Origin of the sequence: Kitasatospora sp. NPDC093102, from assembly GCF_040683915.1 — a bacterium.
GTDB lineage: Bacteria > Actinomycetota > Actinomycetes > Streptomycetales > Streptomycetaceae > Kitasatospora.
Genome location: NZ_JBFBFA010000004.1, coordinates 1 through 19,520, shown reverse-complemented (window position 1 = coordinate 19,520; position 19,520 = coordinate 1). Strand labels below are relative to the sequence as shown.

Here is a 19,520-nt window from a genome sequence, read left to right as displayed (position 1 = left end):
CGGGCACCGGTGGTCGTCAGGACGAGTGGCGGTGCCCGGAGGTGTCGTGCCCGCCGACGTGGTCCCGGCGGGCCGCGATCGCCCCGGGCCGCGGCGGGAGCCCCCGCAGCGGTGCACCCGGCCGGCGGCCCCGGCCCTCGTACATGCGGCGCTCGCAGATCCGCAGGTCCCGCGGCGCGGCGCGGGCACGCAGCGCGGGGAACAGCCGTTCCTCCTCGCCGCGCAGATGGGCGCGGAGCAGGACGACCAGCACGGCCGTGGCATGGCGGCGCCCGCCGGCGGACAGCCGGCCGTCCTCCGCCCGGTCGAGCAGCCGGCGGATCGCCGCGTGGCTGCTGCCGGCGGCGTCCGCGAGCGCGTCACCGGCCGCGAGGCACCGCCGGGCCAGCGGGTACAGGTGGGCCTCCTCGGTCAGGAGGTGGGGGGCGAGGAGCCGCCGCAAGGAGCCCAGCAGCCGCAGGGCCTCCTCGTCGGGGATGCCGGTGCGGGTGGCGGTGCGGTTCAGCCGGTGCAGCAGCGCCTCGATGGCCCGGTGCTCGGCGGACAGCCGGCTCGGGAAGTCTTCGGCAGCGTTCATGGCGGTTGCCGCCTCGTTCCGGTCGCCGTCCGACCTGGTGCGGGCAACCGGTGGAAGGCCGGCGTCCGCCCGCTCCGTGTGGAGGGAACCGTCCGTGGGCGGCCGGACGGGCGCGGCCCGCCGAGCGCGTCGAGGACGGGCGTGTGCGAAAGGTCCATGCCCGGCGGCTGCCCGGCCGCGTCGGAGGGAAACCCGGTTGGTCGAGTCCCGACCGGGCGCGAACCGCTCGTGGCAGCGGTGCACGGCCTGGCCGAGGGCCCCGGCGCCCGGCCAGGCGAGCGGCAGCGGATCGGCTGTCACCGGCTCGTGGTCCGGGCCCGCACCGGCCACCCGGCCGGTCGGCACCCAGGACCTGGCGGCTCGGACAACTCGCCGCCAGGTCCGTGTACTTCACCACCCGACGGGCCACCCGGCCGGCGGCCGGACGGGGCCGAGGCCGTGCGTGCCGCAGGCCGGAGAGCCTCCTTTCTGCGCGCCGGGGCAGGGGCAGGTGCAGGTGCCGGGGGCAGGACGCCGGTCGTCGGGATCCGGTCAACTCGGCGATCCGGCGGGTGGAGTTCGACGTGATCGCAGGCGCACGGGAGCGGTGACTTCTAGGCTCGTCCGAACACCGCGCGTGAGGGGGAGTGCCGTGGCCCGTAGGCCCGTCCGGCGAGGGCGGTCGACCGCCGTCCGCCGGTTGCGACAGATCAGACGGAACGCACCGTTGCTGGGCGTGGTCGCAGTGGTCGTGTTCGTTCTGGCCTCGCTGGTGGTCCGCTGGCTGGCCCAGCACCTGGTGCTGGTCGCGGCGTTGCTGACCGTCGGAGCAGGAGTGGGCGCCGCCGTGCTGCGCTCGCGGGTACGGGCCCGTCGGCGGGAGCTGGATGCGCGGGCCGCCCAACTGCGGCACATCGGGCCGTTCCTGGCGATGACCCCGAAGGCCTTCGAGTACGCGCTGGCGGATCTGTGCCGCCGGGACGGCTGCACGAAGGTCCGGGTGGTCGGCGGAGCCGGCGACCTCGCGGCGGACGTCCTGGCCACCACCCCCGCCGGGCAGCGCATCCTCATCCAGGCCAAGCGGTACGGGCCGCGCACCTTCGTCGGTTCCCACGACGTCCAGAAGGTCAACGGGACCTACCGCGACGTGCACCACTGCGACCTGGCCGCCGTGGTGACGACCAGCTCCTTCACCAGGGCCGCCGCCGCGTTCTGCACGCAGGTCGGCATCCGTGCCGTCGACCGGCGAGCGCTCGCCCTGTGGGCGGACGGGCGCGGCAGGCCGCCGTGGGCCTGAGCCACGGGTTTCCGCGTTCCGAGGCTCACCCGTCGACCGGTGGCGCGCCTGGACCGGGGGTGGGTCCAGCCCCACCCCCGGTGGGGGTGCAGGTGGATTCTGCCGCCGCCCCGCCGTCCCTAGCGTTGATCACGTGCCGCCCGGACCGGGGCGGCCGTGACGACGTGGGAGGGGCGAGGTGCGAGGATCGGCGCGCGCGGGGCAGGCATTTCGGGCGGTGGGGGGCCGGGCAGCCCCGGCACTGCGACTGTCGGGGCTGCGCAAGCGGTTCGGAGCGCACGTCGCCGTGGACGGGGTGGACCTGTCCGTACCCTGCGGATCGTTCTACGGGCTCGTCGGGCCCAACGGCGCCGGCAAGACCACCGCGCTGTCGATGGCCGTCGGGCTGTTGCGACCGGACGCCGGGAGCTCGGCGATCCTCGGCGCCGACGTGTGGAGCGACCCGGTGCGGGCGAAGTCCCTGGTGGGGGTGCTGCCCGACGGCATGATGCTGCCCGAGCGGCTGACCGGGCGCGAACTGCTGTACTACCTGGGCCGGTTGCGCGGTCTGCCGGCCGGCACCGTGGACGCCCGGTCCGAGGAGCTGCTGGCCGTGCTGGAGCTCGACGGCGCCGAGCACACCCCCGTCATCGACTACTCCACGGGGATGCGCAAGAAGATCGGCCTGGCCACCGCCTTGTTGCACGCCCCTCGGCTGCTGGTGCTGGACGAGCCCTTCGAGGCCGTCGACCCGGTGTCGGCCGCGACCATCCGGGTCATTCTGCGGCGCTTCGTCGACTCCGGCGGCTCGGTGGTCCTGTCCAGCCATGTGATGGCGCTGGTCGAGCAGGTCTGCGACCACGTCGGTGTGATCGCCGGGGGCCGGGTGCTGGCGGCGGGCACGGTGGCGGAGGTCCGTGGCGGGCGCGGCCTGGAGGAGGTCTTCGTCGAGCTGGTCGGCGCCCGGACCGGGGGAGCGGAGGGCCTGTCGTGGTTGGCGTCCTGATCGGGATGAAGCTGGCCGTCCTGCGGCGTTCGATGTCCGGTCCCCGGGCGGCGAGTCTGTTCCTCGGGGCGGTGACCGGCGCGGTCGCGGCCGTCGGCACCGTACTGCTGGGCCTGGCGGACTTCCCCACCCCCGAGGCCGGGGTCGGTGTGATCGCCGCCGTGCTGCTGGTGTGGACGGCGGGCTGGGCGCTCGGTCCGACCGTCACGGGCGGCGATCCGACCCTGCGGCTCGACTACTTCACCCTGCTGCCCCGCCAGCCGCGCGTCCTGGCCGTCGGGCTGCTCGGCGCGGCCTTCGTCGGGGTCACCCCGCTGGTCAGCCTGGCCGCCTTCGCGGTGCTGGTCGTCCTGGGCGCCGGGTTCGGTCCGGTGCCCGCGCTGGTCGCCGTCCCCGCGGTGCTGCTGCACCTGCTCCTCGTGGTGGTGCTGTCCAAGCTGACCCTTCAGGGCCTCGGCAGCGCGGCCCGTTCGCGGCTGGGCTGGGAGCTGTCCGCGCTGCTGGTCGGCCTGGTCACCGGGTTCCTCAACACCGGCTGGTTCGCGATCGGCTTCTTCGCCCGGCTGCTCGGCGGCGAGTGGTCCGCCGCCGTCGGCACCGTCGTACGGGTCCTGCCCTCGGGCTGGTCGGTGGTCGCGGTCGACGCCGCCCGACGCGGGGAGTGGGTCCTGGCCGCGGCCTGCCTGGGTGGGCTGCTGGCACTCTCGGGGCTGCTGTTCGCCGCCTGGACGGCCCTGCTCGCCCGGCAGTTGGCGCGCGGTACGGCCGACAGGGGCACTTCCCGGCGGGGCACCTCCCGGCGGGGCCCCTCACGTGCGGGTGTCCGGTGGCCGGCCGTACCGGACACCCCCGGCGGTGCCGTGCTCGGCAAGGAGCTGCGCCTGTGGGCCCGCGACCCGCGCCGGGCCCGGCTGCTGCGGATGGCGCTGTGGACGGGCGTGTTCACCGGCCTGCTGCCGCTGCTCGGCGGCTTCCCCGCCCTGGTGCCGTGGGCCGGCGTGGTCGCGGCCCTGTTCGCCGGTGCGCTGTGCGCCAACCTGTACGGCCTGGACGCCGGCGCGCTCTGGCTGACCCTGGTCGTCCCCGGCGCCGAGCGGGTCGACGTCCGGGCCCGGCAGCTCGCCTGGCTGCTGGTCGTCGCCCCCGCCGCCCTGCTGCTCACCCTGGTCGCGGGCGCCGCCGCCCGGGCCGACGGGAGCCGGCCCTGGGTGCTCGCCGTCCTGCCCGCCGTGCTCGGCGCCGGGGCGGGTCTGGTGCCGCTGGTGTCCGTCCTCGGCCCCGCGCCGTTCCCGGACCGGCCCGGCGGCAACCCGCTGGACGGCTTCAGCGACGAGAGCGCCGACCAGACCCGGCTGCAGAGCATGGTCGTCCTGCTGCTCCAGGCCCTCGCCGCGCTGCCCGCCGCCGGCGTCGTCCTGGCCGGCACGCTGCTGCACAGCGAACCGCTGCGCTGGGCCGGGGTGGCGGTCGGTGCGGGCACCGGGCTGCTGTACGCAGGGCTGCTCGGGGCGGGGGCCCGGCGCCGGCTGGAGACCCGCGGGCCGGAACTGCTGGACGCGCTGCGCAAGGGCGCACGGCGGGTGGCGGCCCCGGACGCCCCGGGCGACGAGGAACCGTCGGACCGGCTGCCGCGCGGGCGCGCCGTGACGGTCGGGCTGCTGACCACGGCCGGCGTGCTGGCCGTGGCCCCGCAGGGCGCGGTGGCGTTGGGGATGTCGCTCTTCGCGCCGGCCAACCGGAGCTGGCTCCTGGCCCTGTACCTGCCGTCGGCGTGGCAGGTGCCGGTGGCGGTCGGGTTCGTGCTGCTGGGCGCGGGCTGCCTCGTGGGGACGTACCGGCTGACCCGTGGTCAGCAGGGACGCACGCAGGGGCCGACGTCGGGACGCACGCCGGAGCAGCCGACTGCGATCATGGACGGCCCGCACCGATCCCGACCGGAGGTCCCGTGAGCAGCCCGCAGACCCCAGCCGCCCGGGAACCGGGCAGTGCGGCCCGAGAGCTGCGCGCCGCCGCACGGGCACTCGGGCGGCTCGCCGTCCTGACCCTGCTGATACCGGTCGGGGTGGTGCTGATGACGGTCTACCTGCTGTCCTTCCTGCTCTGGGGCTGCCTCGGGATGTTCCCGCTCTTCCCGGCCGCCACCCGGATGGTCCGCTCCGCCGCCGGCGCCGCCCGGTGGGCGGCCGGCCACTGGTCGGAGGTGCCCGTACCGCCGCCGTACCAGCCGCTCCCGGCCCTGGAACGCACCCTCCACGGCTGGTTCTGGACCGGTCACGACTACCACAAGAACCGCTGGTTCGCGGGCATGAGCCGCACCGTCCGCTGGCTCTGGAACGACCCGGCGACCTGGCGCGACGCCCTCTGGCTGATCGCCGACCCCCTGGTCGGCGGCGGCATCGCGGCCGCACCCGTGCTGTTGGCCGGCGCCGGCCTGTACGGGATCGTCCAGGCCCCGCTGCCGTACGACCTGCCGTTCGGCCTGCCCTCCGGAGGCGTGCCCGCCCTCCTGTTCCTCCTCCTCGGGCCGGTGCTGACCGTCGCCGGACTTGCCCTCGCCCGGCCCGCGCTGCGTCTGCACGGCCGGTGGACCGGTACCCTGCTGGGCCCCACCGAACGCTCCCGGCTCGCCCGGCGGGTCGAGCAGCTCACCGAGATCCGGCTGGACGCCACCGAGGCCCAGGCCGCCGAACTGCGCCGGATCGAACGGGACCTGCACGACGGCGCCCAGGCCCGGCTGGTCGCGGTGAGCCTGCGCCTGGGCGCGGTCGCGGCGCTGATCGACCGCGATCCGGAACAGGCGAAGCGGGTGGTGACGGACGCCCAGGAGAACGTCACCCAGGCACTCCAGGAACTGCGCGACCTGGTGCGCGGCATCCACCCTCCGGTGCTCGCCGAACGGGGCCTCGCCGAAGGCGTGCGGGCGCTGGCGCTGGACGTCACGCTGAAGGTCGAGGTACGGGCCGAACTGCCCGGACGGGCCGAGGCACCGGTGGAGTCGGCGGTCTACTTCGCCGTCAGCGAGGCACTCACCAACGCCGTCAAGCACGGCGACGCCCGGCACGCCACCGTGCACCTCGCCCACGCGGCAGGACTGCTCCGTGCCGAGGTCACCGACGACGGCCGCGGCGGCGCCGACCCCGGCCGGGGCAGCGGCCTGCGGGGCATCCGGCGCAGACTCGCCGCGTTCGACGGTACGCTCACGCTGACCAGCCCCCCGGGGGGTCCGACCAGGCTGATCATGGAGCTACCGTGCGTGTTGTCCTCGCCGAGGACCTCGTCCTGCTGAGGGACGGCCTCTCCCTGCTGCTCAGTGCCCACGGGCACGAGATCGTCGCCGCGGTGGAGAGCGGACCCGAACTGGCCGCCGCACTGGCCGAGCACCACCCCGACATCGCGGTGGTCGACGTCCGCCTGCCCCCCACGTACACCGACGAGGGCCTCCAGGTCGTGCTCGCCGCACGTCGTGAGCGGCCCGGCCTGCCCGTCCTGGTCCTCTCCCAGCACGTCGAACAGCTCTACGCGCGGGAGCTGATCGCGGACGGCACCGGCGGCGTCGGCTACCTCCTCAAGGACCGCGTCTCCAAGGCCGATCAGTTCGTCGACGCCGTCCGCACCGTCGCCGCCGGCGGCACCGTCATGGACCCTCAGGTCATCTCCCGACTTCTCGCCCGCAACGCCTACGACCAGCCCCTCGCCCTCCTCACCCCGCGCGAGCGCGACGTCCTCGCCATGATGGCCGAAGGCCGCTCCAACGCCGCCATCGCGCAACGGCTGCACTTCAGCGAGGGCGCGGTCAGCAAGCACACCTCCAACATCTTCGCGAAGCTCGACCTCGGGGCGTCCGACGACGACAACCGCCGCGTCCTCGCGGTCCTCGCCTACCTCGACGGGACGCGTACGTCCTGAGGCCGTGGACGGCGGCCTGCCGACCCCGCGGGTGCCGGGGGCTGCCGGCGGCGGGGCGGGCGTCAGTGCCGGGACGGGCGGGTGGCGGCGGCCAGGTCGCCCACGAACCGCATGGGCGGTAGCGTCACCCTTGGTCACCGGGGCGTCGCGGTAAGCCCTCATCGGCGGGCGCCGACCGGCCCCCGGGACGGACCAGCCGTCGACCGTCCACCCGACAGGAGCGCCCCCCATGGCCGTACCGACCACCTTCGACCAGCACGTCACCGGCTACAGCCTCCCGCACGCCTACTGGCTGGCCAGGGCCGCCGACCTCGCCTACCGGGACGAGGCCACCATCGACGGGCAGGCCCGCGACTGGGGCTTCGACACCGTGCGTCACCACCAGACCCGGTTCACCCCGCCGTTCCCGCTCCAGGACACCCAGGCCTACACCATGGCCGGCGACAACATGATCGTCACCGCGTTCCGCGGCACCGAACCCGCCCAGATCCGCGACTGGCTCACCGACGCCTCCACCCCGCCCTGGCCGGGCCCCGCCCGGACGGGCTACGTCCACTACGGCTTCGCCGAGGCCCTCGAATCCGTCTTCCCCGATGTCGCCGAGGCCGTTTCCGACCTGCGGACCAACGGCCAGACCGTCTGGTTCACCGGCCACAGCCTCGGCGGTGCCCTCGCCATGCTCGTCGCCGCCCGGCTCGACCTGGAGGACCCGCGCCTGGCAGCCGACGGCGTCTACACCTTCGGCCAGCCCCGGACCTGCGACCGGCTGCTGGCCGCCGCCTACGACAAGGGCCTGAAGGGACGCACCTTCCGCTTCGTCCACGGCAACGACATCGTCCCCGAGCTGCCTCCGGAGCCCGCCTTCACCCATGTCGCGGCGCTGCGCCACATCGACTCCGCGGGCCGCGTCCAGGAGAAGGCCGGGCTGGTCTCCGCGCTGACCGACCGGGCCGGGGGCCTGAGCGCCGCGGCCTTCTCCCCGGACGGTGAGGGCGTCCGCGACCATCTGATGCGCAGCTATCTCGCCGCGCTGGAGAAGAGCCTCGCCTGACCGCGGGCGGGGGGTGCCGGGCCGGGTGAGGCGCCCGGCCGGTGATCTTGGACGGATAGGCTGCCGGGATGTCAGGTCCTCGGGGTTGAGGACGGAGCTGATGAGGATCGGTGGTGTACGGACATGATGGGACCGGCGCATTCGCTGTCGGGTGCGACCGCGTGGCTGGGGGTGGGCGCGGTGGCGGCCGGGATGGGGGAGCCGATGCCCTGGCCGGTCCTGCTCGCGGGGGCGCTGATCTGTGCGGGGGCGGCCCTGGCACCGGACCTGGACCACAAGGCGGCGACGATATCCAGGGCGTTCGGGCCGGTGTCCCGGGCGCTCTGCGAAGTGATCGACAACCTCTCGTACGCCGTGTACAAGGCCACCCGGGGCAAGGGCGACCCGCGGCGCTCGGGCGGCCACCGGACGCTGACGCACACCTGGCCCTGGGCCGTGCTGTGCGGGGCGGGCGCCGCGGCGGTGGCCGTGTACGGCGGCCGCTGGGGCGTGCTGGCGGTGCTGTTCGTGCACATGGTGCTGGCGATCGAGGGCCTGCTGTGGCGGCACGCCCGGGTCTCCAGTGACGTCCTGGTGTGGCTGCTGGGGGCGACCAGCGCGTGGATGCTCGCGGAGGTCCTCGACAAGCCCGGCAACGGTTCGCAGTGGCTGTTCGAGGAGCCCGGGCAGCAGTACCTCTGGATCGGGCTGCCGATCGCGCTCGGCGCGCTGGTGCACTGCCTGGGCGACGCGCTGACCGTCTCGGGCTGCCCGGTGCTGTGGCCGATCCCCGTCGGGCGCCGGCGCTGGTATCCGGTCGGGCCGCCGAAGGGCATGCGGTTCCGGGCCGGCAGCTGGGTGGAGATCAAGGTGCTGACACCGGTCTTCATGGGGGCCGGCGGGGTCTGCGCGGCGGGCGCGCTCGGTTTCTTCGGCAACGGCTGACGTCAATGTCCGAACGGTTGGCGAGAGTTGGACCTTCCCCGGGCGCGGCACCCGGGCCCTGTGGACGGCCCGGCGCCTGGCACCGCGCGCGCTGAGCGGCCTCCTCGGCCGGGTCCTGGTCGGGAAGCAGTCGGGAAGCAGCCGGGAAGTGGTCGGGGCGAGCCCGGGAGGCACCGGGGACGCAACCGTCCGGGCCGGGCGCCGGCCCGCTCAGCCTGCCGCGAGCAGGCCGTCCACCAGGGCGCCGAGGCCGTCCCGGTAGGTGTCCTGGGCGGTGAGCGGCGCCCAGCGCCCGGCGAGTTGGCCCAGGCGGGGGAGTTGCTCCGGGTCGAGGTCGGCGAAGACCTGCTGCCGGTGGGTCGGGCGGTCGTCGGTGGCCCTGCGGCGGGCCGCCGTCGCGCGGACCATGATCTCGCCGGCGGTGTAGTACCAGATCGCGCGGTAGCCCTGGACGGCCCGTTCCGGTGACAGGCCGCACCCGACCAGGCCGTCGACGATCTGCTCGACGAACCACAGGGAGTGAGCGGACATCAGGCTGTCCCCGGTCAGCACCTCGACGATCCAGGGGCAGGCGGCGAGCGCCTCGTGGATGGCGGCCGCGGCGGCGACGACGCGCTCGCGCGGCTCGGTCGGCAGTTCGGTCGGCCGCAGGGTCCGCGCGGCGTAGTCGTCCAGCAGCAGGACGAGCAGCTCCTCCTTGTCGCGGACGTGGTGGTAGAGCGCCATCGGCGTGCTGTCGATCTCGGCGGCCAGGCGGCGCATGGTCAGCCGCGCGACGCCCTCCTCGTCCACGATCCGGCGGGCCGTGGTGACGACCTCCTCCAGGGAGATACGGGGAGGCCGGCCGGTGGCCTTGCGCGGCGTGGACGGCTGTGGGGCGGAGGGCTGCTGCATGCCCCCATCATCACCCGGGACTCGACAGCGGGGATCGCTCGGGGCTACTTTCTATACATGTATAAAAACTTACCGAGGCGCCCCGGCCCGCTCACCCCCGCTCGGAACCGGCTGGAAGGAACCCGCTCATGACGCCCACTTCGATCGCGGCCGTGGACCTGTTCGCCTCGGCCCTGCACATCCACCCCGACGGCGGTGTCCGGGCCGCCGAGCGTCGGATGACCGGCGGCGACGCCGGGGCCTGGCAGATCGCGACCTTCCACGTGGAGAGCGACGCCGACGTCCACGCCGACCACTGGGAGATGCACCCCGAGGCCGAGGAGGCGGTCTGCTGCCTGGCCGGCGGCGTCCGGCTCTACCTCCGCCCGGCCGAGCCCGGCGGCGCCGAGTCCATGGTGCGGCTGGCGGCGGGCACGGCCGTGATCGTGCCCCGGGGGCGCTGGCACCGGCTGGAGCTCGACGCCCCCAGCGACCTGATGTCGGTCACCCTCCGCACGGGCACCCGGCTGGAGCCGCGCACCGAGGCCCGCTGACCGGGGGCGGCGTCCGGAGGGGTCGGACAGCGGGGTGGTCCGGTCTGAGGGCCGGACCACCCTGACCACCGGAGCGGCGGAGGCCGCCGCCACCGCCTCGGCGGGCGTGGCGGCGTGCGTCCGTGCTACGCCTTGCGGAGCCGGTCGATGATGCCGTCGATGTCACGCCTGAACATGTAGTCGCGGATGATGTGGCCGCCCGGCTCCTCGTGGGCCTCGTACGGGATGCCCGCGTTGTCGAGCAGGGCGCGGAACTCCCGCTGGCCGGCGAGCACTTCCGTTTCGTTGAACTGGTCGAAGGGGTTGGTCGGATCGGGGCTGGTGCCGGCGACCAGGAAGATCCGCTTGTTCCGGTAGCTGTCCAGGCGCTCGACCGGGTTGTCGGCGGTGACCCTGGCCTGGTCCCACAGCGGCGCGCCGTAGATCGTGCCGCCGGCCAGGTCCTTGACCGCGGCGGACACGTTGGCCCAGTGCACGACCGCGCCGCTGTCGCGGCGGAGGCTGGCCGGGCCGGAGTGGGAGCTCACCGAGGCGAAGTGGCCCCAGTACTTGGCCGCGTACTTCAGGGCGCCGAACCCGCCCATGGAGAAGCCGGCGACGGCCCGGCCGTCGTACTCCGCGTAGGTGCGGAAGTTGGCGTCGATCCACGGGACCAGCTGGTTGAGGTGGAAGCTCTCCCAGTTCCGGGGGCCGACGTTGGTACCGACCGGGTTGGAGTACCAGCCGGCCTGCCCGCCGTCGGGCATCACGACGATCAGCGGCTTGCCGGCGGTCCAGTCGCGGACGCCCTGGCGGTCGAACTCGATGAAGTCCTGGAGGCCGCCGTGCAGCAGGTAGAGGACGGGGTAGGTGCGCCCGCTGGTGTGGTAGCCGTCGGGGAGCAGCACGTTGACGGCGGGCTGCCAGCCGATCTCGGCGGTCGCGAAGCGGTAGTACCACATCCGGGCGTCGGCCTCGTTGCGGTCCACGATGTGCAGCCCGGAGCCGTCGTCGGCGGCGTGGGCCGCCGAGGCGGTCGCGAGGACGCTCGCGCCGCCGAGCGCCAGTGCTGCCGAGACGCCGCCGGCGGCCTTCAGGACGTTCCTCCGGGTGGGGCGGTGGGTGCTCAAGACGACCTCCTGGTCGGGGCGGCGAGCGATCGGTGAAGTACGGTGCAGTGCACCGGACTTGGGCGGCTCCGAGGCCGTCCTGCGCTCGGCCGCCCGGCGACTCCAGGGTGGGGCGCGGGAGGAGCGCCGTTCACGAGGATTCGAGGGCCTGTCCGGAACCCCGGCCAGGAGCGTCCGAAACCGGTTAGTGGTCGAACAGGAGTCTGGCGGGGTCGTTGTTCTGTGCGACGTCCCGGGAGGTCTGCCGTGGCTCACCGGCGGCCGCCGTCGCGTTCCCGGTGAGGCCGTGGCGCTCCGCCAGCACGCCCGCTTGGAAGCGGCTGTCGGCGCCCAGCGTGCTGTACAGGCCGGCGATGTGCCGCCGGCAGTTTCGCAGCGACAGCCCGAGCCGGCGGGCGATGGTCTCGTCCTTCAGCCCGTCGGCGAGCAGCCGCAGGATCACGGTGCGGAGCTCGTCGGAGACGGCGCGGGCGGCGGCCGGCCCGCTGTGGAAGGCTGCGCCCCGGTGCCAGAGCGTCTCGAAGGAGTCGGCCAGGTGGCCCACCACGGACGGTTGCGTCACCAGCACCAGTCCGTCGGGCCGCCCCCGCTCCGCCAGGAACGCGCTCTCCCGGTCGATGACCAGCAGCGGACCGTAGCTCTCGCCGGTGGTCCGCACCTCGGCGCCGGCCCGCGCCGCGGCCCGGGCCTGGCGCTGGGCGGGCAGGTGGAAGCGGGCCGGGTGCTGCCGGACGATCCGGGTGCGCGGTGCGGGCTCGGTGCGCGGCAGTTCGGCCGGCACCAGCTCGGCCAGCGCCGCCGCGGTCGGGTCGCCGCCGGGGCAGCAGAGGAGGACCTCCCGGCGGGCCCGCCGCAGCCGGTCGCCGACCACGGCACGCACGGTTCCGGGGTCCGCCGGGGTGGGTGCGGTGAGCGCGACCCTGGCGGTTCCACGTTCTCTCATGGCGGTCCTCTTGACAGCAGGTGGCGGTTGACGACGCGTCCGGTGAACGAGAGGTCTCCGGAGCGGTTGTTCGATAGTCGTCACAGTTCGCGGCGGTGGCCAAGGGCCGAAGGGGGTCAGGAAGATGAATGGCCGACTGAGGAGGGGTGGATGAATCCGGTGAACACGGACACGATCCGGCCGTCGGGGCGGGAGGCCCTGCTCGATCACGAGGCGCGGCTGGTCTACGAATGGGCGGTGCGGCACCGGCGGGTCGAGCCGGCCGACCGGGCGCGGATCGCCCGTGACCTCGGGCTCACCGAGGCGCGCTGCCGTCGGGCCGTCGACCTGCTGGCGGCGCTCTGCCTGCTGGTCCGGCGTCCGGGGGCCGAACGGGACTGCTACACGACGGTCGGACCCGAGGCGGCCGTGGCACGGCTGACCGGGCAGGAGGAGGCGCGACTGCGCCTGGAGGAGGCCGAGCTGGGCCGCCGGCAGGCGGCACTGGCCAGGCTGCGCGCCGAGCCGGCCTCGCTGGCGCCGGTGTACCGGTCACAGGGCGGCGGCTCGGACGGCTCGGTCCGGCTGCTGGAGGACGTGCACGTCCTGCGCTCGGCCGCCGAGTCCGTGGTGGGCGCCGCGAAGGAGGAGGTGCCGGCGATCCGGCCGGGCGGCGGGCACCCGGAGAAGGCCCTGGCGCAGTCGCTTCCCCTGGACCTGGAGCTGCTGGCGCGGGGCGTCCGGCTGCGGAGCGTGTACCAGCACCCGACCCGCTTCGACCCGCCGACCCGCTCCTTCGCGGAGCTGGTCATCGCCGCGGGGGCGGAGATCCGGACCCGCGCCGAGGTGTCGGCGCAGCTGGTCGTGGTGGACCGGACCACGGCCTTCGTGCCCGCCCGGCCGGCCACCGGCGGCGCGCTGTTGGTCCGCGAGCCGTCCCTGGTGGCGTACTTCGTCCGGGTCTTCGAACACGAGTGGAGCCAGGCCGTCCCGTACGACACCGCGCCGACCGCGGCCCGTACGGTGTCCCGCGACGTCCCGGACGTGATCGCCGTGCTGCTCGCCGCCGGGGAGAAGGACGACACGACCGCCCGGCGGCTGGGCATGTCGACCCGCACCTGCCGGCGCCACATCGCCGAACTGCTGGCGCGCCTCGGTGCGCAGAGCCGGTTCCAGGCCGGGGTGCCGGCCGAGCGCGAGGGGCTGACCGTCCCGGCGGATGTCAGGGCGGACGTCACGGCGCCGCGCTGAGGCGGGCCGCCGCTCGGGGCCGGACGGCGACGAGCGGCTGCCCGCCGGGGTGGGCCCGGCGGACAGCCGCACAGCCGACCCGGCCGCTACTCCGCGGGCTCGACCGGGGCAGCCACCAGCAGGTGCAGGTCGGTGCTGATGTGGCTGAGCGGGATGGCCGCGCCGTCCACGACCGCGTCGAGCCCCTGGAGGGCCAGGATCTTCGACATCAGTGCGTCCTCTCCTCGTTGGTCACCGGCGCGTCGAAGCGCAGGTGCGCGGCGCCGCTCCAGTGGCTGGGCGGCAGCTCGATGGTGGGCGGGTAGGTCGCCGCGCCGCTCTCGGTGTCGAGGCCCTGGAGGGCCAGGATCTTCGACATCAGCGCGCCGTCTCGTCCGAGACGGGCGCGTCGAAGCGCATGTGCAGGGCGCTGCTCGTGTGGCTGGGCGGGAGGATGGTGCTGGTGTAGGCCGACGTGCCGGTCTCGGTCTCCAGCCCCTGGAGCGCGAGGATCTGCGTCATGGTCCGTTCCTTTCCGTGATGTGGTCCCGGCCACCGGGTGGTGACCGTCGTGCTCCCCCGGCACGGGGCCGGGGGAAGTCCGTGATGCCGGGCAGCGCCGTGTGGTGCCGGGCGTCGATGGCGGGTGTCAGGGCCGGGCGAGGTCGGTGATGCCGGGCAGCTGCACCGGGCCGAGCACCGCCTCGTGCAGCGCGGCCAGGACCCCGGCCGCGCCGGTGGCCAGGTCCGCCGAGAGCCGCATCGAGCGGCGCCCCGGGAACGCCAGGTGACCGCGGTGGTCCATCACGTGCCACTCCAGCAGCCGCAGGTGTCGGTCGGCCTCCGCCCGCCGCCCGGTCCGGAGCTGGTGCAGCAGCAGCCCGGCCCGGCCCTCGAACAGGCCCGACGCGGCGACCAGGTCCGGCAGACAGGCGCGGTCGGCGGCCGTCAGCGCCTCGGCGAACCGGTCGGGCAGCCGGTCGGCGCCGGTGCGCCCGGTCAGCTCGGCGATCAGGCCCGCGGTGCCCACTCCACCCGCGGCCAGGTACGGGAGCTTGCGCCGGTAGCGGTCCTCGACCAGGAAGAGCATCCCGTCGGTGATGTCCGCCTCGTCCAGCTCCCGGCCCAGCGCCGCCTCGGCCGCCGTCAGCCAGCCGGCCTCGCCGGTGTGCCCGTGCAACCGCAGGAACAGCGAGGCCTGCCCGCTCCAGCCGTCCAGCAGACCGCGCAGCAGCGGCGCTCGCTCCTCACGGGCCAGCTCGTGCCCGAGGGCCAGGGCCCGGTCGGCGAGGCGGTCCTGGCCGAGTGCGCCGGCCAGGTCGAGCAGTCCGAGCGCGATGCCGGCACGTCCGGAACCGAGCCCCGGATCGAGCGGCAGCTCGGCGGTGAGCAGTCGCTCGACCAGCGCACCGGCCGCGTCCGGCGCACCGAGGCGGGCCAGCGTCCAGGCGATGCCGGTCAGGCCGTCGTACAGCCCGGCCGGCAGGTCCGGCTCGGTGTTCGCGCGGGCCACCAGCCAGTCGGTGTGCTCGGCCGGGGCGGGGCGGCCGCAGGCCCGCAGCGTGTACAGCACGCCGGCCGCACCGTAGGAGAGGCCCAGCCCGTTGTGGCCCGGGGCGAACTGCTCGACGTCCCCGGGGAAGAGACGGTCGGTCCGCTCGGGCGTGGCCGTCGCCAGGATGCCCGCGGCCAGCGAGTCCAGCACCGGGCGCCAGGCCTCGGTGTCCGTCGCCGGTGCCTGCGGCCAGGCCGGCCGCGACGGCCCCGGGCCGCCGTCGGCGGCGCCCGGTCGGCGCTCGGTGGCGCCACGCGGCAGCCGTCCGCCGGCCGCCCGGTGCAGCGCCTCGGCGACCTCGGCCCCGAAACCGGGGCCGACGGGGTAGCGCGCGGAGATCTCCCGACCGGCCAGCTCGGCCTTGCCCGAGTCCAGTGCGAGCAGGTTGTTCACCGGCAGGAAGAGGTAGAGCCGCAGCGCGGCGAGCGCGTACGCGTCCACCGCGGTGCCGCGCCGGGCCGAAGGCGAGACGAAACCGGGCGCGCCCAGCGGGGGCGCGGTGGTGTCGTCGGCCGGGAAGGTGATCTCGAAGTCGACCAGCGCGCAGCGCCCGTCCGGCCGGATCAGCACGTTGTTGGGGTGGAGGTCGCCGAAGACCAGCCCGCGCTCGTGCAGCGCTGCGAGCATGCCGGCGACCTGCTCGACCACGTCGAGCGCCCAGGTGGTGTACTCGGCCAGCTCGGCCTCGTCCGGGTCGGGGTGGGCGAGCGGGCAGGTGCGGGTGAAGACCTCCTCCAGCCGCTGGCCCTCGATGTACTCCTCGACCAGGTAGTGGTGCTCCCAGACCTGCCGGTGCTCGTACAGTGCGGGCACGAAGTCCAGCCCGGCCAGGGCCTCCAGCACCCGACGCTCGCTCAGCAGCCGCTGCACCGCGTCCCGGCCGGCGTAGTCGAGGCCGGCGTGCGGGCGGGCCTCGCGCAGCACCACCTCGCGGCCGTTGCGCCGGTCGGTGGCCAGGTAGACGCCGCCGCCGTTCGAGAAGTGCAGCGCCTTGGTGACCTCGAACGGGAACTCGGTCGTCGTCCCGGCCTCCCGCTCGGCGTCGGCGGCCAGTTGGGCCGCGACGACCTCCGGCACCGGCGCCCAGTCCGGCACGGCGAAGACCGTACCCCGGACGTCCGGTACCGGCTCGCCGTCCGGCCCGTTCACGGCCGGCACCCGCCGGCCCTGCTCGTCGGTGCAGTAGCGCTCGACGAACGAGCCGTAGCGCAGGTAGAGCGGGCCCTCCCGGTAGCGCAGGTCGCTCAGCACGTACGGGCCGGGGACGCCCTTGAGCAGGGTGGACAGCTCGTCGAGCACCTGCGCCAGCCGGGCGTCGTCCTCCGGGTAGAGCGTGATCAGCTTGCCGCTGGAGCGGCGGTCGGCGTACTTGCCGTTCGCCATCAGTACGGTGGCCCGGCCGCGCAGGAACTTCCAGGTCAGCTCGTGCTCCAGGCAGTACGCCAGGACCTGGTCGATCACTCGCTCGGCCTCGTCCGGGGTGGCCGAGACGTGCACCTTCCAGCCCTGCTCGGGCAGCTGCGCGTGTGGCGGCCGCACGTGCACCCAGGGGCCGTGCTCGCCCCGCTGCCAGCCCGGCGGCAGCGGGGCGGAGGCGGCGGCGAACCGGTCGTCCGGGTGCTCGGCGCGGGCGGGTTCGTCGTAGAACAGCGGGTCGGCGAGGCAGTGGCGCTCGTAGCGGTCGTCCATGGTGCCCGCCTCAGCCCGCGGTCCGCGGCCGGTAGGTGTCGGCGCCGGTTCCGGTGGCCGTCCGGCTGTCGGATGTCGTCGTCAAGGGAGCCCCCCGGATGCAGTGGATCCCGCCGGTTGCGGGCTGCTTCCGACCTTGCCAGCCGGTGCGCGCAGGGTCGACGGGTCCGATCCGCCACCTTCCTGCCAGGGGCTCCGGCCGGTCGGGGGTGGACCGCGGCGGCGGTCCGGTCAGTGCCGGGGGCGGGCGGCCGCGGCCGGGACCGGCGCGCGGTCGAGGGCGGGCAGCGGGACGGCGGGCTGCTCCGCGGGGCGTTCGGAGGGCCGTTCGGGGGCGAGGTAGCGGCTGCGGACCGCGGCGACGATCTCGGCGCTCGCCTGCCCGGTGCCGTAGGGCGAGGGGAGGCGCGCCAGCCGTTCGGTGGCGGCCTCGTCGGCGAGCAGGTCCCGCAGGGCGCGGCCGAGCCCGCGGCCGCGGTCCCGATGATCGACCCGTCGGTCGCGAGGACGGGTGGTGGGGCGGTGCTCGCCGGCGTCCTGGCCACCGTCTACGTCCGTCGCCGCAACGCCAGGCCGGCCGCGTCGGCCGTCTGACGGGAGGGAGGGCGGCCGGCCCGGGAGCGCGGGCCGGCCGCCCTCCGCCCGCCGCCGTCAACCCGGCTGCCGGCGCCTCGCTCTGACGTGTGAGGCGCGGCCTCCGGGTGACGGGGAGCGGGCGACAGGCCCCGAGTCACCGCCACCGTGCCGCCCCGGCCCGCCCGGGGCGGCCCTTGCGCACCCGTCACCGGGGGTGCCTCCGGCCGGATCCGTCGGACCCGTCGGATCGGTCGCCTACCCTTCGAACGGACCGGCCGTTCCGGCCGTGGCCGCTCTAGGAGGAGTCCTGTGTCGTCCTGCGACCCCCAGCACGCTCCCGTCGGTGATGTGAGCGCAGCGCTCATGGTGATCGACTCCCGGCTCAAGGCCGTCTACGACGGCAAGTCCGGGACGGACCCCGAGCACCAGCGGATGGTCGACCAGCTCACCGCGTCCTTCGGCCCCGAGGAGGCCGAGGCGCTGGTGGAAGGCGCCTGCACGCTCGTGTACCTGTACATGAACTGGCTGCGATCGGCCTTCGAGCAGCACGAGGAGGACGTGATCGAGCACGCGATCCCCAGCCTGGTGGCCACCATGCGGATGATGCCGAGGACCTTCCGTCCCGAGGTCATCCCCACCATGGCCGGCCTGCTCATCGCCGCCGGCACCGGCCTGAGCCCCAACCTGTGGCGCGCCCAGTACGGACCCTGGACGAAGGAGGAGATGAATCCCCTGGAGGCCACGGCGGTCCTGCTCGCGGAGTACGTCAACCGGATCTCCGGCAACGGCAAGGACTTCGCCACCAAGCTGGTCACCGACGTGCTGTCCGAGGCGGACCGGGACTGAGGCGCCCGACCGGCGGGCCGGCCGCCCCTTGCCGTCGGGTTCCGGCGGCAGGGGGCGGGCCCGCGCTGGTCAGCTGAGCATCACGCCGGTCTCCCGGGCCAGGGTGTCCAGGCCGTACCGGGTCACGTGCTCGCCGTTCTCCAGGTCGATCGTGCGGACGCCCTCGGCGGCGAGCCGCTCGTTGATCTCCTCCAGGTGCTGCTGGACGAGCTGCTTCTCCGCATCGGTGGTGCGGCCCTTGTGCGGCCGCCCGGCGTGCTCCAGGCTGGCGTAGTTGACCCGTTCCCGGCCGGCGGTGACCGCCGTCCCGGACGTGGCGGCCCGGGCGGCCGGCCTGGCGCCGCGCAGCACCTCGGCCATCGGCGCGGCCGAGGCCAGCCGGTTGAACGTCTCGGCCTCCATCACCACCGTCTGCGGCTCCGCCCGGTCCGGGTGGTGCAGCTCGACCGTGACCAGGTCGAGCGCCAGCTCCCGCACCCCGCCCAACTCCCCGGCGAGCGCGTCGATCTCGACCGGACCGTCCGTCAGGTCGGGGTGCTGGAGCACCACGATCCGCACCAGGTCCCCGTCGTTCTCCGCGTGCTTGCCGGTCAGGTCCGAGAACCGGATGATCTTCTGGCCCATGTCTTCCTCTCCTGCCCCTGTGATCAGCCGAGAGCCTACGCCCGGATGATCATCCCCGCCGCTCCGACCGGACCGGCGCCGGCCCGGGGCGGCCGGCCGGCGGGGCCAAGGCGCGTACGGGCAGGTGGAGTTCGGGCCTTCGGTCAGGCCGTACGGCCTTCCGTCCCGGACAGCCACTCGGCGAGGACGGCGGCCTGGCTGTGGTCCACGTCCTTGGTGGCGGTGAGCAGCGTGAGCCGGCCGTGGCCGGCGAGCTCGCGCAGGTGGCCGACCGCATCGCGGTGTCCGGCGTCCCGCAGCTCCGCGTGGTAGCGGCGGCGGAACTCGGCGTAGCGGCTCGGCTCGTGGCCGTACCAGCGGCGCAGTTCGGTGGACGGCGCGACGTCGCGCAGCCACTCGTCCAGGTGCGCGTCCTCCTTGCGCACGCCGCGCGGCCAGACCCGGTCGACCAGGACCCGCTGCCCGTCCCGGGGCGAGGACTCCTCGTAGACCCGCCGGTAGGTGATCTGTGCGGCCATCGCGACGCCTCCCGGGTCGAGCGGTCCGGACCGTACGCTTCCGGTCCGGCTCCGGACCGGTGACCGGGCTCCGGACACCGGTGGAACGGGGCTCCTGCGGGGCCCGCGCGCCCGCCACAGCCGCCGTCGACCCGGCCATCCTATCGAGCACCGGACGCGGGCTCCTGCCGAAGGGTGCGGACGGCGGGCGTGAAGGCGGCCCGGTCCCGGTGCGGGCTCCCGGTGCCGTCCCGGTGGGGTGGGGGGGGGGGGCGGGCGGGGGGGCGCGCCGCCCCCGCAGAACTCAAAGAAAAAAGAAAAAACAA

21 protein-coding genes are annotated in these 19,520 nt (G+C 74.9%); 11 read left to right on the top strand and 10 right to left on the bottom strand.

Annotated features, from left to right (window positions below; all coding sequences use genetic code 11):
- Nucleotides 1-16 precede the first annotated feature (16 nt).
- Nucleotides 17-577 (bottom strand): hemerythrin domain-containing protein, encoded by a 561-nt coding sequence (locus tag AB0O11_RS07840; RefSeq protein ID WP_363383050.1) that lies wholly within the window; start codon nt 575-577, stop codon nt 17-19.
- A 715-nt stretch (nt 578-1,292) separates the two neighbouring features.
- On the opposite strand from AB0O11_RS07840, the gene AB0O11_RS07835 reads away from it, so the two are divergent.
- The 7 genes from AB0O11_RS07835 (at nt 1,293) to AB0O11_RS07805 (ending at nt 8,719) form a co-directional block, all read left to right on the top strand.
- On the top strand, nt 1,293-1,853 hold the full coding sequence (locus AB0O11_RS07835; RefSeq protein ID WP_363383048.1) for a restriction endonuclease: 561 nt from the start codon (nt 1,293-1,295) through the stop codon (nt 1,851-1,853).
- Between the two features lie 217 nt (nt 1,854-2,070).
- Nucleotides 2,071-2,838 carry an ABC transporter ATP-binding protein gene (locus tag AB0O11_RS07830; protein WP_363383046.1) on the top strand — a complete coding sequence of 256 codons (768 nt, stop codon included), beginning with the start codon at nt 2,071-2,073 and terminating at the stop codon, nt 2,836-2,838.
- Complete coding sequence (locus tag AB0O11_RS07825; RefSeq protein WP_363383043.1) at nt 2,823-4,787, top strand: hypothetical protein; 1,965 nt, start codon at nt 2,823-2,825, stop codon at nt 4,785-4,787. The genes AB0O11_RS07830 and AB0O11_RS07825 overlap by 16 nt, the downstream gene beginning before the upstream one ends.
- Complete coding sequence (locus tag AB0O11_RS07820) at nt 4,784-6,124, top strand: sensor histidine kinase (protein WP_363383042.1); 1,341 nt, start codon at nt 4,784-4,786, stop codon at nt 6,122-6,124. The genes AB0O11_RS07825 and AB0O11_RS07820 overlap by 4 nt, the downstream gene beginning before the upstream one ends.
- A complete protein-coding gene (locus AB0O11_RS07815) occupies nt 6,088-6,744 on the top strand; it encodes a response regulator transcription factor (RefSeq protein WP_363383040.1) in 657 nt (218 codons plus the stop codon). Before AB0O11_RS07820 ends, AB0O11_RS07815 begins: the two co-directional genes overlap by 37 nt.
- A gap of 229 nt (nt 6,745-6,973) precedes the next feature.
- Nucleotides 6,974-7,795 carry a lipase family protein gene (locus tag AB0O11_RS07810; protein ID WP_363383038.1) on the top strand — a complete coding sequence of 274 codons (822 nt, stop codon included), beginning with the start codon at nt 6,974-6,976 and terminating at the stop codon, nt 7,793-7,795.
- A 123-nt stretch (nt 7,796-7,918) separates the two neighbouring features.
- Nucleotides 7,919-8,719: a metal-dependent hydrolase gene (locus tag AB0O11_RS07805; RefSeq protein WP_363383035.1), complete on the top strand. Its 801-nt coding sequence runs from the start codon at nt 7,919-7,921 to the stop codon at nt 8,717-8,719.
- Between the two features lie 210 nt (nt 8,720-8,929).
- Here the strand turns inward: AB0O11_RS07805 and AB0O11_RS07800 are convergent, their stop codons facing one another.
- Nucleotides 8,930-9,613, bottom strand: a complete 684-nt coding sequence (locus tag AB0O11_RS07800) for a TetR/AcrR family transcriptional regulator (protein ID WP_363383032.1) — start codon at nt 9,611-9,613, stop codon at nt 8,930-8,932.
- Nucleotides 9,614-9,741: 128 nt separating this feature from the next.
- On the opposite strand from AB0O11_RS07800, the gene AB0O11_RS07795 reads away from it, so the two are divergent.
- Entirely contained in the window at nt 9,742-10,146 is a 405-nt protein-coding gene (locus tag AB0O11_RS07795) for a cupin (RefSeq protein WP_363383030.1), read from the top strand.
- A gap of 125 nt (nt 10,147-10,271) precedes the next feature.
- Here the strand turns inward: AB0O11_RS07795 and AB0O11_RS07790 are convergent, their stop codons facing one another.
- Both AB0O11_RS07790 and AB0O11_RS07785 read right to left on the bottom strand, forming a co-directional pair.
- Nucleotides 10,272-11,255 carry an alpha/beta hydrolase-fold protein gene (locus tag AB0O11_RS07790; protein ID WP_363383028.1) on the bottom strand — a complete coding sequence of 328 codons (984 nt, stop codon included), beginning with the start codon at nt 11,253-11,255 and terminating at the stop codon, nt 10,272-10,274.
- A 184-nt stretch (nt 11,256-11,439) separates the two neighbouring features.
- Nucleotides 11,440-12,198 (bottom strand): LuxR C-terminal-related transcriptional regulator, encoded by a 759-nt coding sequence (locus AB0O11_RS07785; RefSeq protein WP_363383025.1) that lies wholly within the window; start codon nt 12,196-12,198, stop codon nt 11,440-11,442.
- A gap of 150 nt (nt 12,199-12,348) precedes the next feature.
- Between AB0O11_RS07785 and AB0O11_RS07780 the strand changes: the two genes are divergently transcribed.
- Nucleotides 12,349-13,428, top strand: a complete 1,080-nt coding sequence (locus AB0O11_RS07780; RefSeq protein ID WP_363383022.1) for a hypothetical protein — start codon at nt 12,349-12,351, stop codon at nt 13,426-13,428.
- 86 nt (nt 13,429-13,514) lie between these two features.
- Here the strand turns inward: AB0O11_RS07780 and AB0O11_RS07775 are convergent, their stop codons facing one another.
- From AB0O11_RS07775 to lanKC, 4 genes are all read right to left on the bottom strand, one after another.
- A complete protein-coding gene (locus tag AB0O11_RS07775) occupies nt 13,515-13,637 on the bottom strand; it encodes a hypothetical protein (RefSeq protein ID WP_363383020.1) in 123 nt (40 codons plus the stop codon).
- Nucleotides 13,637-13,786, bottom strand: a complete 150-nt coding sequence (locus tag AB0O11_RS07770; protein ID WP_363383017.1) for a hypothetical protein — start codon at nt 13,784-13,786, stop codon at nt 13,637-13,639. The genes AB0O11_RS07775 and AB0O11_RS07770 overlap by 1 nt, the downstream gene beginning before the upstream one ends.
- Complete coding sequence (locus tag AB0O11_RS07765; protein ID WP_224284959.1) at nt 13,786-13,929, bottom strand: hypothetical protein; 144 nt, start codon at nt 13,927-13,929, stop codon at nt 13,786-13,788. The genes AB0O11_RS07770 and AB0O11_RS07765 overlap by 1 nt, the downstream gene beginning before the upstream one ends.
- A gap of 127 nt (nt 13,930-14,056) precedes the next feature.
- Nucleotides 14,057-16,651: a class III lanthionine synthetase LanKC gene (gene lanKC / locus AB0O11_RS07760; protein WP_363383014.1), complete on the bottom strand. Its 2,595-nt coding sequence runs from the start codon at nt 16,649-16,651 to the stop codon at nt 14,057-14,059.
- Between the two features lie 234 nt (nt 16,652-16,885).
- On the opposite strand from lanKC, the gene AB0O11_RS07755 reads away from it, so the two are divergent.
- Nucleotides 16,886-17,245 (top strand): hypothetical protein, encoded by a 360-nt coding sequence (locus AB0O11_RS07755; protein WP_363383012.1) that lies wholly within the window; start codon nt 16,886-16,888, stop codon nt 17,243-17,245.
- 345 nt (nt 17,246-17,590) lie between these two features.
- Nucleotides 17,591-18,073 (top strand): hypothetical protein, encoded by a 483-nt coding sequence (locus tag AB0O11_RS07750; protein WP_363383548.1) that lies wholly within the window; start codon nt 17,591-17,593, stop codon nt 18,071-18,073.
- 69 nt (nt 18,074-18,142) lie between these two features.
- On the opposite strand, the gene AB0O11_RS07745 is transcribed toward AB0O11_RS07750, so the two are convergent.
- Nucleotides 18,143-18,697 (bottom strand): hypothetical protein, encoded by a 555-nt coding sequence (locus tag AB0O11_RS07745; protein ID WP_363383010.1) that lies wholly within the window; start codon nt 18,695-18,697, stop codon nt 18,143-18,145.
- 143 nt (nt 18,698-18,840) lie between these two features.
- Nucleotides 18,841-19,215 (bottom strand): DUF488 family protein, encoded by a 375-nt coding sequence (locus tag AB0O11_RS07740; RefSeq protein ID WP_224284813.1) that lies wholly within the window; start codon nt 19,213-19,215, stop codon nt 18,841-18,843.
- Nucleotides 19,216-19,520 lie beyond the last annotated feature (305 nt).

Bases quoted from the DNA above. Each gene is read 5' to 3' on its own strand.
- AB0O11_RS07840 (WP_363383050.1), bottom strand. From the start codon at position 577: ATGAACGCTGCCGAAGACTTCCCGAGCCGGCTGTCCGCCGAGCACCGG.
- AB0O11_RS07810 (WP_363383038.1), top strand. From the start codon at position 6,974: ATGGCCGTACCGACCACCTTCGACCAGCACGTCACCGGCTACAGCCTC.
- AB0O11_RS07805 (WP_363383035.1), top strand. From the start codon at position 7,919: ATGATGGGACCGGCGCATTCGCTGTCGGGTGCGACCGCGTGGCTGGGG.
- AB0O11_RS07800 (WP_363383032.1), bottom strand. From the start codon at position 9,613: ATGCAGCAGCCCTCCGCCCCACAGCCGTCCACGCCGCGCAAGGCCACC.
- AB0O11_RS07795 (WP_363383030.1), top strand. From the start codon at position 9,742: ATGACGCCCACTTCGATCGCGGCCGTGGACCTGTTCGCCTCGGCCCTG.
- AB0O11_RS07785 (WP_363383025.1), bottom strand. From the start codon at position 12,198: ATGAGAGAACGTGGAACCGCCAGGGTCGCGCTCACCGCACCCACCCCG.
- AB0O11_RS07780 (WP_363383022.1), top strand. From the start codon at position 12,349: ATGAATCCGGTGAACACGGACACGATCCGGCCGTCGGGGCGGGAGGCC.
- AB0O11_RS07775 (WP_363383020.1), bottom strand. From the start codon at position 13,637: ATGTCGAAGATCCTGGCCCTCCAGGGGCTCGACGCGGTCGTGGACGGC.
- AB0O11_RS07770 (WP_363383017.1), bottom strand. From the start codon at position 13,786: ATGTCGAAGATCCTGGCCCTCCAGGGCCTCGACACCGAGAGCGGCGCG.
- AB0O11_RS07765 (WP_224284959.1), bottom strand. From the start codon at position 13,929: ATGACGCAGATCCTCGCGCTCCAGGGGCTGGAGACCGAGACCGGCACG.
- lanKC (WP_363383014.1), bottom strand. From the start codon at position 16,651: ATGGACGACCGCTACGAGCGCCACTGCCTCGCCGACCCGCTGTTCTAC.
- AB0O11_RS07750 (WP_363383548.1), top strand. From the start codon at position 17,591: ATGGTGATCGACTCCCGGCTCAAGGCCGTCTACGACGGCAAGTCCGGG.
- AB0O11_RS07745 (WP_363383010.1), bottom strand. From the start codon at position 18,697: ATGGGCCAGAAGATCATCCGGTTCTCGGACCTGACCGGCAAGCACGCG.
- AB0O11_RS07740 (WP_224284813.1), bottom strand. From the start codon at position 19,215: ATGGCCGCACAGATCACCTACCGGCGGGTCTACGAGGAGTCCTCGCCC.